We start from the raw sequence: 14432 nt of genomic DNA on the forward strand, positions 1-14432 counted from the left end.
GTAGAAGTATTACGTGATGGCGTGGTGATTGGCACAGCGACCGTGACTGGCACCAGCTGGAGCTATACCGACATGGGTTTGGTTGATGGCAGCAGCTACAGCTACACGGCACGTGTAGTGAACAATGCGGGCACGAGTGGTGCATTGAGTGGTAGCTATATCATCAATGTGGATACTACGGCACCGTTGCAAACCACCACAATTGAACACTACATCGATGATCAATTGCCTAAAGACGGTACCTTTGACTTTAGCGTTCCAACCAACGACACCAGTCCGGCCATTCAAGGCACGGTGAGTGGTGCATTGGGCAGTGGAGAAGTGGTGGCGATCTACCGTGATGGGGTGTATCTGGGCAATGCGACTGTGGTAGGAGGCATATGGAGCTTCCAAGACTCAGGCCTCATGAACGGCAGTTACAGCTATACGGCACAAGTTCAGGATGCGGCTGGAAATGCGGGCGCCAGCAGTCAGGCGACCTTGAAAATAGATACTGTTCCGCCTGCAGCTCCGTTAGGTACATTCAATGCTAGCGGTTCTGAAATCAGTGGAACTGCTGAAGCAGGATCTGTTGTCAAAGTCAAAGATTTAAACGGTAATGTTTTGGGTTCTGCAACTGCTGATTCAAATGGTAATTACAAAGTTACTTTAGCCGATCCACTGAATGATGCTGAAAAAGTAAAAATTACAGCAACAGATAAGGCAGGCAATGAATCACAAGCTACAGATCTAACAGCACCAAATGTCATTATTGATGCGGTTAATAACGTTGTTTCAACAACAATTGATTTTGAATATCCAACTACAACCCAAACCTTTAATGATGTGATCAAAGCATCATGGTTATTAAATGTTGCTGGCTTGCCAGTAATTTCAACGGGAACAACCAGTGGTACATTTACTGTTGGTCCAAATACAATCGCAGATGCTAACTTTACTGTTTCAAGTAGCGCTGTATTGAGTCTATTAGATGGCGTGTCATTGACACTATCTAAACAAAATAGTGATGGTACTTGGACCGTAATTGCAAACAATAGTTCAGGTGGTTTGTTGGATTTACTCGGGTTACTGGGTCAAACTGCAACAATTACCATCAAGGATCTGACATCGGGTAACTATCGATTAGATTTCAATACCAATGCTTTAGTTGGGCTTGGAGGTTCTATTGATGTTGATGTTTCACTGACGAATCGAGATACATCGACCGATCCGACAGTTACAGCTGTAAAAACGATCACTGGAAATGTAATTACTGATAATGATGCTTCAAATGGTCAGGATCAGGTGACATCACAAACCAAGGTGACCGCAGTGAATGGTCAAACAGTCGCTGCTGATGGTACAACTACAATTGTAGGTGAACATGGTACGTTAACGGTTAAAGCGGATGGATCATATTCCTACACGCCGAAGTCGGATATTACGGGTATCGGTAAAACAGATGTGTTCACTTATACCATTACTGATGCATCTTCAGGTAAGAGTGATACAGCTAAACTGATCGTTCAGATTGGAACCAATAGTGATCTAGACTTGACTTGGAAACCAAATGATCCAGAGGCAGATGCGACCAGCGTTGTTGCAACTAATAACGAGGACACGGTTGGTGTTGGAGCGACCAATACTGAAACAACTGTGACAGGTCCATCGATCAATGAATCTTGGATTGTCGGTCTAGGAGGAAGTAAAGAGGTAATAAGTCAAACCATCACCATTGCTCAAGGTAACTTGGGAGCTATTGAAATCGGTTTATCAACAGGTTCACTAGTTGGTTTAGGTGGAGCTGCATCTATACAATTCCAAAAACTGGTAAACACTACATGGACAACGGTAAATACCATTTCCGCAAGTAGTCTTGCTGATTTAATTGGACTGTTTCCGAATGGTAATGGTAAGGTCTATGACGATTTGGAAGCTGGACAGTATCGTTATATTTTAAACTACACTCGAGGTATTAGTGTCGGCGGAAGCGTATCTGTTTCTAGTGAAGTAACTTCAACAGACCTCGATAGCTACACTGTAACTTCTCGTGAGACTGTGACAGGGAATGTGCTTACTGAAGATACTGGATCAGGAACTGATAAAGTGGCCTCGGCGTTTACAGAATTGTCGATTTCAACCAATGGAAATAGTTACACTACTGTAAGCAGTACTGGTACAACCATTCAGGGTGTACATGGTACCTTGGTCATCAAATCGGATGGTAGTTACACTTACACACCAAATACCACGCTTACAGGTGGTGGCGAAGATCAGTTTACCTACAAACTCACTGCACCAAATGGCGATGAATCGACTGCAACACTGACATTTAATGCTGGCTTTGTGTATAACACCAGTGCGGGTGCCGATATTATTACCAGCAGTGCAGGTGATGATACTTTTACCACCAACGCAGGTGCAGACAAAGTGATCTTCAACTTGTTAAACAACACTGATGCGACTGGTGGAAATGGTCATGACACATGGACTGATTTCAGCAAAACACAAGGTGATAAAGTGGATATCAGTGCATTGTTGACAGGTCAAAGTGTCACAGCATCTAATATTGCAAATTACGTTACAGTTACCAAAGATGGTGCAGATACGGTAATTAGCATTGATCGTGATGGAACTGGAACAACCTACCAAAGCACTGAGTTGCTTACATTGAAAAATGTGAATACAACTCTAGATGAACTGTTGCAAAACAATCATTTGATTTACTAATTCGTTAGAAAAAAAAAGAGGACCGTCAGGTCCTCTTTTTTTGTTTAAATATTATAAAAATTAATATCTTATATGTTAAAAACATCAATCTTATTTATGCACTACCAGTACAGGCAGTGTGGTTTCCCCTAATAGTTTTTGAGTGACACTACCAAGAACTAATTTACGAATACCTGTTCGGCCATGTGAACCAATTACAATTAAATCGACCGCATGCTCTTCAGATACTTTAATAATTTCTTTGTGAACATCTTGGCCTTCAATGATGACAGTATTCGCATCAATTCCAAACGTTAAGAATTTTTGTTTTGCTTCATCGACAATGGTTTTAATAATTTCCCGAGTTTGTTTTAGCGCGTCGTTTTCCACTTGGTGTGCCGAATTAATATATTCAATGTTGATGAATGGATCAATTGTTAAGACATAGATCACAGTCACTGTGCTTTGATAGGTGGTTGCAAGCTTGGCGGCATGCTGAATTGCAGTTAAAGATGTGGGTGATCCATCAACTGGCACCATGATATGTTGATATCCCATTCTTATATACTCCCTTGTATTTATTGATAAGATTTATTGCATCCAAACAGTATTCTATCTAATTTATAAAAAATAGAGGCGACTTAATTATCTTTAGTATGAGTTGCTTTCATAAATTAGCACAAAATAATCTTAAAGATTCAACTTTAGAATTCATGCATAATCAAATTTTTAATTGTTTTATATAAGATGTGTGCTTATGGTGATTTTCCGTCAAGTTCAGCCACAAAAAGCGTCATCGATTGAGCTATATCGACAGATATTGGCTGTGGTTGCATTAGTGCCTGAAGGTTATGTGGCCACTTATGGGCAGATCGCCAAACTTGCTGGACTACCTAAACATGCTCGATTGGTTGGAACTGTTTTAAAACAGATGAGTGAGACGTCAGATTTGCCTTGGCACCGGATTATTAATGCACAGGGACGAATCAGTACTGGGCAAATCAATGATGCTGGTCAAAATATTCAAGAACTCAAACTCATACAAGAAGGTATCATCATAAAAGATGGACGAATTGATTTGAAGAAGTACCAGTGGATGACTGACACATCTCAAATTTAGGCAAACTAGAATTGAGATGAATAGAGCACGATAAAAAGCCCCAGCGAACTGAGGCTTAAGTCATCGAGTGAAATTATAAGTATTCCACACTTACGATTTCATATTCGACTTCACCCTGAGGCGTCGTGATTTTGGCTTCGTCACCTTCGCTTTTACCCAGTAGACCACGTGCAATTGGCGAGTTGACAGAGATTTTATTGATTTTAAAATCAGCTTCATCATCACCCACGATCTTATAGGTTTTGCGCTCTTCGGTATCAAGATTTTCAATGGTCACAGTAACACCAAAAACCACTCGGCCATTGTGTTCAAGCTCTTTAATATCGATCACTTGAGCTGCGCCTAATTTACCCTCGATATCCTGAATGCGTCCTTCACAGAAACCCTGTTGTTCACGTGCAGCGTGATACTCGGCATTTTCTTTTAAATCACCGTGTTCACGCGCTTCTGCAATCGCCTGTGTAATACGTGGACGTTCAACACTCTTCAGATGTTGTAATTCTTTCTCTAGAGCAGATTTGCCCTCGGGAGTCATTGGATAACGTTGCATTTTAGTCCCTCTTAATAAAATGGGAAAACCGCATTTTTAAAAAATAAAAAGCCCGCCACCGATAAGGTGGCGGGACTTATCGGTAACGAATTAACCTACTGTTTGTAAATCTTGCAAACGGTAAACATCCATTGGCAATTTCACAGCAAAAGCTTGGCAAACGGCTTCTGCACCGTTGATGGTCGTGGTGTAATACACTTTACCCTGTAGGGCAGCACGACGAATCATGGCAGAATCATATTGCGCTTGTTTGCCTTCTGTTGTGTTGACAATAAGATGAATTTCACCATTTTTCAAGCGATCCACAATATGTGGACGACCTTCGGTGACTTTATTTACCGCTTCACACTCAAGACCCGCTTCACGAAGGACTTTATGTGTGCCATTTGTTGCAACAAGTTTAAAGCCATACGCGATTAACTGCTTGGCAATATCAGCAATGTATTTCTTGTCAGATTCACGTACAGACAAGAATGCATACTTCACTTCACCATCAGTTGGCAAACCAGGCAGACGTTCGTTTGAGCCAAGTACGGCTTTGTAGAATGCTTCACCAAAGGTTTGACCCACACCCATCACTTCACCTGTCGATTTCATCTCTGGGCCAAGCATTGGATCTACGCCAGGGAATTTGGCGAATGGGAAGACTGCTTCTTTCACAGCAAAACGTGTCGGGATAATCTCTTTGGTAAATCCTTGAGACGCTAGTGATTGACCCGCCATACAACGTGCTGCAACTTTCGCCAGTGATTCACCGATACATTTCGATACGAATGGTACGGTACGTGAAGCACGTGGATTCACTTCAAGAACATAGATGTCGTTGCCTTTTACAGCAAATTGTACGTTCATCAAGCCAATAACACCGAGCTCTTTTGCCATTGCAACGGTTTGACGACGCATCTCATCCTGAACTTCTTGAGAAAGCGAGTAAGGCGGGATTGAGCAAGCTGAGTCACCAGAGTGAATACCAGCCTGTTCGATGTGCTGCATGATACCGCCAATCACCACATCTTTACCATCAGAGACACAGTCTACATCGACTTCAGTTGCATCGTCCAAGAAACGGTCGAGCAGGACAGGCGCTTCATTCGACGCTTGTACCGCTTCACGAAGATAACGTTTCAGCTCTTCTTCGTTATACACGATTTCCATTGCACGACCACCTAAGACATAAGATGGACGAACAACCAATGGATATCCCACTTTCGCTGCTTCTGAAATACCTTCTTCAGCCGATTTTACAATACTGTTGTTCGGTTGGCGAAGTTGTAGACGTTGAATCATTTGCTGGAAACGTTCACGGTCTTCAGCACGGTCAATTGCATCTGGTGAGGTACCAATAATTGGTGTGCCTGCTTCTTCAAGCGCACGTGCCAATTTAAGTGGTGTCTGACCACCGTACTGTACGATCACGCCTTTTGGCTTTTCGGTACGCACAATCTCAAGTACATCTTCAAGCGTAACGGGCTCAAAGTACAAACGATCTGAAGTGTCGTAGTCTGTTGAAACTGTTTCTGGGTTACAGTTCACCATAATGGTTTCGTAACCGTCATCACGCATTGCAAGCGCTGCGTGTACACAACAGTAGTCAAACTCGATCCCTTGACCAATACGGTTTGGACCACCGCCAATAACCATGATCTTGTCACGGTTCGATGGATTCGCTTCGCATTCTTCATCATAAGTTGAGTACATGTAGGCAGTGCCTGACTCAAACTCTGCTGCGCAGGTATCCACACGCTTGTAAACCGGATAAACACCCAAATTCCAACGTTGCTTACGGAATTGCTTTTGTGAAATACCCATCAAGTTGGCAATACGTAGGTCAGATAAACCTTTACGTTTGAACGAACGGATGTTGTCAGCGTTTAGATCACCAAAACCTAGCGTCTTCACTTGCGCTTCAGTTTTGATAATGTCCTCAATTTGAATCAAGAACCAACGGTCGATTTTGGTCGCTTCAAATACGTCATCTAAAGAAAAACCGTGACGGAATGCGTCAGCCACGTACCAGATACGCTCCGGACCAGGCACTTTAAGTTCTTTTAAGATAATCTCTTTGGCATTGGTGGTACCGGCTTCAACTTTTTCATCAAAGCCACAAACACCCACTTCCAAACCACGTAAAGCTTTTTGTACAGACTCTTGGAAATTACGTCCAATTGCCATTACCTCACCCACAGATTTCATCTGTGTGGTTAACACAGGCTCTGCTTGCGGGAATTTTTCGAAGTTAAAGCGAGGAATCTTGGTTACTACATAGTCGATTGCAGGTTCAAATGATGCTGGTGTTACGCCACCGGTGATGTCATTTTTTAATTCATCAAGGGTGTAGCCTACCGCAAGCTTCGCCGCGATTTTCGCAATCGGGAAGCCTGTCGCTTTTGAAGCAAGAGCAGATGAACGCGATACACGTGGGTTCATCTCGATCACAACCATACGGCCGTCTTTCGGATTGATACCAAACTGTACGTTTGAACCACCTGTTTCAACACCAATTTCACGAAGAACTGCAATCGATGCATTACGCATGATTTGATATTCTTTGTCGGTTAGTGTTTGTGCAGGTGCAACAGTGATCGAGTCACCTGTATGCACGCCCATTGGGTCAAAGTTTTCGATTGCACAGACGATAATACAGTTGTCATTTTTATCACGAACAACTTCCATCTCGTACTCTTTCCAGCCAATCAGTGATTCATCGATCAATAATTGTTTAGTCGGAGAAAGATCGAAACCACGCTCACAGATCTCAATAAATTCTTCTTTATTGTAAGCAATACCGCCACCAGAACCGCCCATGGTGAATGATGGGCGAATGATGACCGGGAAGCCGAAACGTGACTGAATTTCCAGTGCATGTTCCATACTTTCTGCAACATCGGCACGAGGACACTCTAAGCCGATTTTGCGCATTGCGATGTCAAAAAGTTTACGATCTTCTGCTTTTTCAATTGCGTCTTTAGTGGCACCAATCAGTTCAACATTGAACTTTTCTAGAACACCATTTTCGTCCAAAGCAAGCGCACAGTTCAATGCAGTTTGGCCGCCCATAGTAGGGAGCACAGCATCTGGACGCTCTTTTTCGATAATTTGCGCAACAGTTTGCCAAGTGATTGGTTCAATGTAGGTCGCATCCGCCATTGATGGATCGGTCATGATGGTCGCTGGGTTAGAGTTGACCAAAATAACACGGTAACCTTCTTCACGAAGCGCTTTACATGCTTGTGCACCTGAGTAGTCAAACTCACAGGCTTGTCCAATTACAATTGGACCAGCACCGATAATCAAGATGCTTTTAATATCCGTACGTTTAGGCATTATTCGCTCCTCAATTACTTCTTAGCTGCTTCGATAAGTTCGATGAAATGATCGAACAATGGGGCACAGTCATGTGGACCTGGGCTAGCTTCTGGGTGACCTTGGAAGCTAAATGCGGGTTTGTCTGTACGATGAATACCTTGGTTTGTACCGTCAAACAGTGAGCGGTGAGTCACCTTCACATTTGCAGGTAAAGTACTTTCGTCAACAGCAAAGCCGTGGTTTTGAGAAGTAATCATCACTGTACCTTGTTCAAGGTTTTGTACAGGATGGTTTGCACCATGGTGACCATGATTCATTTTCATGGTTTTTGCACCTGATGCCAGCGCTAAAATCTGGTGACCCAAACAAATACCAAATACTGGTAAGTTGGTTGTTTCCACAATTGTTTTAACTGCTTCGATTGCATAGTCACATGCCGCTGGATCGCCAGGACCATTCGACAGGAAAACACCATCTGGATTCATTGCCAAAACTTTCTCGGCAGGTGTTTGAGCAGGAACAACTGTAAGTTTACAACCGCGGTCTGCAAGCATACGCAAGATGTTGGTTTTGACACCGTAATCGTATGCAACGACATGATATTTAAGTTCAGGTTGAGTAAAACCGTGTCCAAGCGTCCATGAACCTTCCGTCCATTCAAAGCCTTCAGGATCACAGCACTCTTTTGCCAAATCGAGGCCATTTAGACCACCAAAGGCACGTGCTTTTTCGAGCGCTTGTTCTTCTGTAATATTGTCGCCCGCAAGGATACAGCCGTTTTGCGCACCTTTTTCACGTAAAATACGTGTCAGTTTACGCGTATCAATGTCGGCAATTGCCACAACATTGTGCTGTTTTAAGTAGTCGCCTAAAGATTGTTCAGAACGGAAATTACTGTGAAGCAAAGGCAGATCACGAATAATCAAACCATTTGCCCACACTTTATGGATGCGACCCGATTCGGCGTCTTCGTCATTGCATCCAGTATTTCCAATGTGAGGATAAGTTAATGTCACAACTTGTTGTGCATAACTTGGATCGGTCAGAATTTCTTGATAACCAGTCATGGCAGTATTAAAAACGACTTCACCAGTCGTTGAACCCGTAGCACCGATAGACGTACCTTTAAAGATCGTTCCATCAGCAAGGGCTAAAATGGCGGGGGTGCTCAAACCAAAGCTCCTGAACTAAAACCACAAAAATTAGGGCTGTAAAAAAGCGAGTAGACGTAAAAAAAGGTAGGCTGCCTTCAAAAACATGCCCTCCTTTCAGTCTACTCGCTTATAACTTAACAGCGCATTATACGCATCGATTAGACCAAAGTCTACGTTTTTATTTGAAAAATTCTGAATTAAAACAATTCATTGTTTTTACTGAATTTTGATATCGAAATTTGAAAAAAACACTGAAATTCAAGATTGTCGAACAATTTTTATCAGTTTTCTCAACATTAGGCTTACTATGTAATATGCGGTGACCAAATCGATACTATTACGTGAATCAGAGGTGTATTCATGACAACAAAAAAATCATTAAAACAAGCAGTCCAAGCGCATCAACAGCAAGTTGATCAACTGTGTAGTGACACCACAGCACAGGTACAAGAAGTGCTGAACGAAACGCAGGAAAAAATTGAAACTGAAGCCAAAGAATTAAACCAGACCATCCAAACCCAGTATCAACAAATTAAAGCCGATGTGCTTGGCCGCTTAGATGTGATCAAATCGCAACTCACACATTCACAAGGCGATTTGTCTGAGGCAGTTGAAGTACTTAAAAAAGAGTTATTGCAACTCAGTGATGATTTAAGCAAATTGGGTAAAGAAATTAAAGATGATCTGACCCATGTGACTTCAAAACACAAGGAAACGCTGACTGAAGTGCTTAAGCGTTCTAAAGATCAGGCGCTTGAAGCATGGCATAAAGTCAAAGAGAGTGCTTAGTATTGAGCAAAAGACAAAAATGCGAGATCTAGTATCTCGCATTTTTTTAAAACTGATGTAGCCAATCCCGTTTATTATGAAAATCGGGTTGTGGACTACTGTGTTGCATGGCGTAGAACTGTGTTCCTTGAGAGGTGTTGAGTACAGCACTTAACCCCACATAGATATCTGTCCATTTCACTTGGTGCTGACGCATAAATTTGCCAAGATCGAGGCTTGTATTTAGACCGTAATGCGTGCGCTCTAGCTTGATGAGTTCAATATCATGCGCGGCAACAGGAGGCATCTGCTCTGGATAGCGATACTCTTCAAACTCATATACTTGCCAGGCCTGTGAAGGGGAGAGATTAACCTCACGGTACGCATCTTGATGTTTAATGCCAATAAAGACTTCAAGGCAAGTTGAATTCCATAAATAATCTTGACGAGGATGCGCTGAGACACGTTTGGGCCATTCAATCAGCTGGTTGGGATCACGTACCCAGAATCCGATATTTAAAACAGATGGATGTTGTTGCTCAATCGCACCGACCAGTGAAATGACTTCAAACCGATCAAATGCATTTAACTCATAACTCGCCATACATCAAATCAACTATTTGTTGCCCAAATGCGCATGACGCACAAGATTTGAAAGATTTGGATTTTGTTTTGCAGCTTTTTTATACAAAAGTGCAATCTTGCCAATTTTCTGTACCACTTCAGCTTGAGTCTCTGCAATTAAAGCATCAATCACTTGTGCACGCGCGTCGCGGTCTTCACCAGCAATTTTGATTTTAATCAATTCGTGATCATTCAGTGCGCGGTTGGTTTCTTCGATAACACCTTCCGTCAACCCTTGTCCACCGATCATGACCACTGGATTGAGCGCATGCCCGATTTGACGTAAGCGTTTACGTTCTTGGATAGATAAAGCTGCCATTGAAACTACCTAGGATTAAAAGCGCCTAAGTATAGCAAAGTTGAAGGTCAAACGCGCACACTATTGTTGAAATATTCGATTATGATCATAGGAAAAAATCTACCAAAAGTGGGGCTTTCTGATACACAACCATACTGCATCAATGCCGTTTTTGACGTACAATAGAGGTCAAGAAGTTTTTTAATATTTAGTAAGTTATGGCGACACGCATTACCAACCAGAAGTTATCTAAAAGTAGTCGTGCGTGGATGAGAGAGCATCTTGATGATCCTTTTGTAAAAAAGGCTCAAAAAGAAGGCTACCGTGCACGTGCTGCATATAAACTTTTAGAAATTCAGGAGAAATACAAACTGATCAGACCCGGAATGACAGTCGTCGATTTGGGTGCTGCGCCTGGAAGTTGGTCGCAAATTGCAGGCAAGCTTGTAGGTAGTAAAGGTTTAGTGATAGCTTCTGATATCTTGGCAATGGACGCTCTGCCGGACGTGACTTTCTTGCAAGGTGACTTTCGCGAAGAGGAAGTGTTCGAAAAATTGTTAAATATTTTAAATGGGCGTACTGTAGACATTGTAATTTCAGATATGGCCCCCAATACATCAGGTAATAGGGCAGTAGATCAGCCTCGTCAGATTTACTTATGTGAACTGGCGCTCGATTTTGCCCAGAAAGTACTTGGTCCAGATGGTCAGTTTGTGGTAAAGGTTTTCCAAGGATCAGGTTTTGATGAGTTTCGTAAGCAGGTAGTTGAGAGTTTCGATATTCTTAAAACTGCAAAACCTGCTGCCTCTCGTGCTCGATCAAAGGAAGTATTCTTAATCGGTCAAGGGCGTAAAAAGGCCTTGAAATAAAGTTTACTTGCCAAGCCGTTAAAAATTGTGCATTTTGTACAATTTGAACTGTTGCAAGCGCGAGACTTGCTGTGAACTAGGGTCAACCCAGTGATATGGGCATGATCAAATTAGATTGATAATGGGAATAAAGCTTTGAGCGATCTCTTCAAGAATGCCGTATTGTGGCTAATAATACTTGGTGTTCTGATCTTGATTTTCAGTAACATCAGTGACCGTAATAAGCCATCTGCAATGAATTATTCGGAATTTGTTGCGGCGGTGAATGCTGGTCAAATTAAGCAAGTCACTATTGATGGTTTGAATATTAGTGGTGAGAAAACCAATGGCTCTCACTTTGAGACAGTACGTCCGCAAGTTGAAGACACACAGCTTTTACCTAGCCTAAACAAGAACAATGTGGTGGTTGAAGGTACAGCTCCTCAACGTCAAGGCTTGTTGATGCAACTTCTCATTGCTAGTTTCCCTGTGCTTTTAATCATTTTGTTATTCATGTTCTTTATGCGCAACATGGGTGGCGGTGCAGGTGGTAAAAACGGGCCAATGAGTTTTGGAAAGTCGAAGGCAAAAATGCTTTCGGAAGATCAAATCAAAGTAACATTTAAAGATGTTGCAGGTTGTGACGAAGCAAAACAAGAAGTTGTAGAGATCGTAGATTTTTTAAAAGATCCAGCGAAATTCAAACGTTTAGGGGCAACAATCCCGCGTGGCGTTTTGATGGTTGGACCTCCAGGAACGGGTAAAACCCTTTTGGCGAAAGCCATTGCAGGTGAAGCAAAAGTCCCATTCTTCAGCATTTCAGGTTCTGATTTTGTGGAAATGTTTGTGGGTGTTGGTGCTTCACGTGTACGTGATATGTTTGAACAAGCTAAGCGTCATGCGCCATGTATTATCTTCATTGATGAGATCGATGCAGTTGGTCGTCACCGTGGTTCAGGTACCGGTGGTGGTCATGACGAACGTGAACAGACATTAAACCAGATGCTGGTTGAGATGGACGGCTTTGAAGGTAATGAAGGCGTGATCGTGATTGCAGCGACCAACCGTGTCGATGTACTCGATAAAGCCTTGTTGCGTCCAGGCCGTTTTGACCGTCAAGTGATGGTAGGATTACCTGACATTAATGGTCGTGAGCAGATTTTAAATGTTCACCTCAGAAAATTACCGTCAGTGACTGGTGTAGACGTTAAGGTATTGGCACGCGGTACACCGGGATTCTCTGGTGCACAGCTGGCTAACCTGGTTAACGAAGCAGCTTTATTTGCTGCACGTCGTAACAAAAACACGGTCGATATGCATGACTTTGAAGATGCCAAAGACAAGATCTATATGGGTCCTGAACGTAAATCGATGATTCTTCGTGAAGAAGAGCGTCGTGCAACGGCATATCATGAGTCGGGCCATGCCATTGTTGCAGAAGCTTTGCCGGGTACCGATCCAGTACATAAAGTGACCATTATGCCGCGTGGCTGGGCACTAGGTGTAACTTGGCAGTTGCCTGAGCAGGATCAGATTAGTCACTACAAAGATAAAATGTTGAAAGAAATTTCGATTTTATTTGGTGGTCGTATTGCTGAAGAAATTTTCATCAATCAGCAATCCACTGGTGCATCAAACGACTTTGAACGTGCAACTAAAATGGCACGTGCGATGGTCACCAAATACGGTATGTCAGATCGACTAGGCGTGATGGTTTATGAAGACGACAATACTCAAGGTTTCTTTGGAAATGTGGGTAGCCGTACAATTTCTGAAGCAACCCAACAACAGGTTGATGAAGAAGTTCGTCGTATTCTAGATGAGCAGTATAAAGTGGCATGGGATATTCTTGAAAACAACAAGGATAAAGCGCATACCATGGTGAAAGCCTTGATGGAGTGGGAAACCATTGACCGTGATCAAGTGCTGGATATTATGGAAGGTCGTGAACCGCGTCCACCAAAGGTTTATGTTGCTGAAAATCCAGTTGTTGATTTGGATCCACCAAGTAACGGACCATCTACACCTCCGCCATTGCCATCAATGAGCTAAGTGTGAAATAAAAAAGAGTCGCCTAGAGCGGCTCTTTTTTTATTTAAAACAAAATGGAAATTATCTTTAAAGTGATGAGGTTGTTAAAATGATGGCATTTAAATGTGGAGTCATTGCATGAAATTGATGCCCTTACCGCAGAAAGTCATTTCCTGTGGATCATTGGAGTTGGATTTATCCTGTCCCCATGTTATGGGTATTTTAAATGTCACACCAGATTCATTTAGTGATGGAGGGAAACATAACTCCAAGGTAGCTGCAATAGCGCATGCACAGCAGATGATTGCAGATGGTGCGAGTATTATCGATATTGGAGGCGAATCCACTCGTCCAGGTGCATCGATAGTGGAGGTTGAAGAAGAGATACAGCGTGTAGTACCTGTGGTTGAATCTTTGGCACAAGAGAATGTCATCATTTCTATCGATACCAGTCAGCCTCGTGTGATAGAAGCCGCTGTGGCAGCAGGTGCACATATCTGGAATGATGTGCGTGCACTTACTCGCCCAGGCGCCCTTGAGATGGCTGCGAGATTGAATATTCCTGTGATTATCATGCATATGCGTGGTGAACCGACCACAATGAATCAGCTAGATCAGTACGACAATGTTATAGAAGATGTGATTGATGAGCTTCAGCAGCGCGTTCAAGCTGCGTTATCAGCTGGTATTCGGCAGGAACATATTATTGTCGATCCCGGATTCGGTTTTGCAAAAAATGCCCAGCAGAATTTGACTTTGCTCAATGCGCTGTGGCGATTTACAGATTTAGGCTACCCAGTATTGTCGGGTTTGTCACGCAAACGGTTTGTTGGAGATGTCTTGCAAGGCGCAAGCGCAGATCAGCGAATGGTGGGGAGTGTAACTGGGCATTTACTCAGTCTTCAGCAAGGGGCCTCCATTGTTCGTGTTCATGATGTAAAAGCCACCGTGGATGCGGTACGTATGTGGCAGGCGATGTTGGTTGCATCGTGAATATTGCCTTTAAAGAAGGTCGCCTTTTTGTATCAGGTATGATATAAGCAGC

Annotated in this window: 12 protein-coding genes; 6 read left to right on the forward strand and 6 right to left on the reverse strand. The window is 42.8% G+C overall.

Going from position 1 to position 14432, the window contains the following annotated elements; genetic code table 11:
* A partial coding sequence (locus tag QLG00_RS01240; RefSeq protein ID WP_282470381.1) for a BapA/Bap/LapF family large adhesin occupies window positions 1–2709 on the forward strand: 2709 nt, incomplete at its 5' end.
* 90 nt (window positions 2710–2799) lie between these two features.
* Here QLG00_RS01240 and QLG00_RS01245 read toward each other — a convergent pair.
* Window positions 2800–3246 carry a universal stress protein gene (locus QLG00_RS01245; protein WP_104124239.1) on the reverse strand — a complete coding sequence of 149 codons (447 nt, stop codon included), beginning with the start codon at window positions 3244–3246 and terminating at the stop codon, window positions 2800–2802.
* A gap of 199 nt (window positions 3247–3445) precedes the next feature.
* Here QLG00_RS01245 and QLG00_RS01250 point away from each other — a divergent pair, with 199 nt between their 5' ends.
* On the forward strand, window positions 3446–3808 hold the full coding sequence (locus tag QLG00_RS01250; RefSeq protein WP_025094346.1) for an MGMT family protein: 363 nt from the start codon (window positions 3446–3448) through the stop codon (window positions 3806–3808).
* 73 nt (window positions 3809–3881) lie between these two features.
* Here the strand turns inward: QLG00_RS01250 and greA are convergent, their stop codons facing one another.
* From greA to carA, 3 genes are all read right to left on the reverse strand, one after another.
* On the reverse strand, window positions 3882–4358 hold the full coding sequence (gene greA / locus QLG00_RS01255; RefSeq protein WP_004939793.1) for a transcription elongation factor GreA: 477 nt from the start codon (window positions 4356–4358) through the stop codon (window positions 3882–3884).
* A gap of 90 nt (window positions 4359–4448) precedes the next feature.
* Window positions 4449–7682: a carbamoyl-phosphate synthase large subunit gene (gene carB, locus QLG00_RS01260; protein ID WP_004948917.1), complete on the reverse strand. Its 3234-nt coding sequence runs from the start codon at window positions 7680–7682 to the stop codon at window positions 4449–4451.
* Between the two features lie 14 nt (window positions 7683–7696).
* Window positions 7697–8836 carry a glutamine-hydrolyzing carbamoyl-phosphate synthase small subunit gene (carA, locus tag QLG00_RS01265; protein ID WP_004939789.1) on the reverse strand — a complete coding sequence of 380 codons (1140 nt, stop codon included), beginning with the start codon at window positions 8834–8836 and terminating at the stop codon, window positions 7697–7699.
* Between the two features lie 342 nt (window positions 8837–9178).
* Between carA and QLG00_RS01270 the strand changes: the two genes are divergently transcribed.
* Window positions 9179–9607, forward strand: a complete 429-nt coding sequence (locus QLG00_RS01270) for a hypothetical protein (protein WP_004939787.1) — start codon at window positions 9179–9181, stop codon at window positions 9605–9607.
* A gap of 46 nt (window positions 9608–9653) precedes the next feature.
* Here QLG00_RS01270 and QLG00_RS01275 read toward each other — a convergent pair whose 3' ends face one another.
* Window positions 9654–10190 (reverse strand): DOMON-like domain-containing protein, encoded by a 537-nt coding sequence (locus tag QLG00_RS01275; RefSeq protein WP_282470382.1) that lies wholly within the window; start codon window positions 10188–10190, stop codon window positions 9654–9656.
* 12 nt (window positions 10191–10202) lie between these two features.
* Window positions 10203–10529 (reverse strand): ribosome assembly RNA-binding protein YhbY, encoded by a 327-nt coding sequence (yhbY, locus tag QLG00_RS01280; protein ID WP_004939780.1) that lies wholly within the window; start codon window positions 10527–10529, stop codon window positions 10203–10205.
* Between the two features lie 197 nt (window positions 10530–10726).
* Between yhbY and rlmE the strand changes: the two genes are divergently transcribed.
* From rlmE to folP, 3 genes are all read left to right on the forward strand, one after another.
* Window positions 10727–11377, forward strand: a complete 651-nt coding sequence (gene rlmE / locus QLG00_RS01285) for a 23S rRNA (uridine(2552)-2'-O)-methyltransferase RlmE (protein ID WP_004939777.1) — start codon at window positions 10727–10729, stop codon at window positions 11375–11377.
* Between the two features lie 135 nt (window positions 11378–11512).
* Complete coding sequence (ftsH, locus tag QLG00_RS01290; RefSeq protein WP_004939774.1) at window positions 11513–13408, forward strand: ATP-dependent zinc metalloprotease FtsH; 1896 nt, start codon at window positions 11513–11515, stop codon at window positions 13406–13408.
* Between the two features lie 117 nt (window positions 13409–13525).
* The gene (gene folP / locus QLG00_RS01295) at window positions 13526–14380 is read left to right on the forward strand and encodes a dihydropteroate synthase (protein WP_104124237.1); all 855 of its coding nucleotides are present in this window, start codon (window positions 13526–13528) and stop codon (window positions 14378–14380) included.
* Window positions 14381–14432: the final 52 nt, after the last annotated feature.

Origin of the sequence: Acinetobacter sp. V89_7 (assembly GCF_029967895.1) — a bacterium.
Lineage (GTDB): Bacteria > Pseudomonadota > Gammaproteobacteria > Pseudomonadales > Moraxellaceae > Acinetobacter > Acinetobacter soli.

Coding starts and splice junctions, on each gene's coding strand:
- QLG00_RS01245 (WP_104124239.1), bottom strand. CDS start 3,246: ATGGGATATCAACATATCATGGTGCCAGTTGATGGATCACCCACATCT.
- QLG00_RS01250 (WP_025094346.1), top strand. CDS start 3,446: ATGGTGATTTTCCGTCAAGTTCAGCCACAAAAAGCGTCATCGATTGAG.
- greA (WP_004939793.1), bottom strand. CDS start 4,358: ATGCAACGTTATCCAATGACTCCCGAGGGCAAATCTGCTCTAGAGAAA.
- carB (WP_004948917.1), bottom strand. CDS start 7,682: ATGCCTAAACGTACGGATATTAAAAGCATCTTGATTATCGGTGCTGGT.
- QLG00_RS01270 (WP_004939787.1), top strand. CDS start 9,179: ATGACAACAAAAAAATCATTAAAACAAGCAGTCCAAGCGCATCAACAG.
- QLG00_RS01275 (WP_282470382.1), bottom strand. CDS start 10,190: ATGGCGAGTTATGAGTTAAATGCATTTGATCGGTTTGAAGTCATTTCA.
- yhbY (WP_004939780.1), bottom strand. CDS start 10,529: ATGGCAGCTTTATCTATCCAAGAACGTAAACGCTTACGTCAAATCGGG.
- rlmE (WP_004939777.1), top strand. CDS start 10,727: ATGGCGACACGCATTACCAACCAGAAGTTATCTAAAAGTAGTCGTGCG.
- folP (WP_104124237.1), top strand. CDS start 13,526: ATGAAATTGATGCCCTTACCGCAGAAAGTCATTTCCTGTGGATCATTG.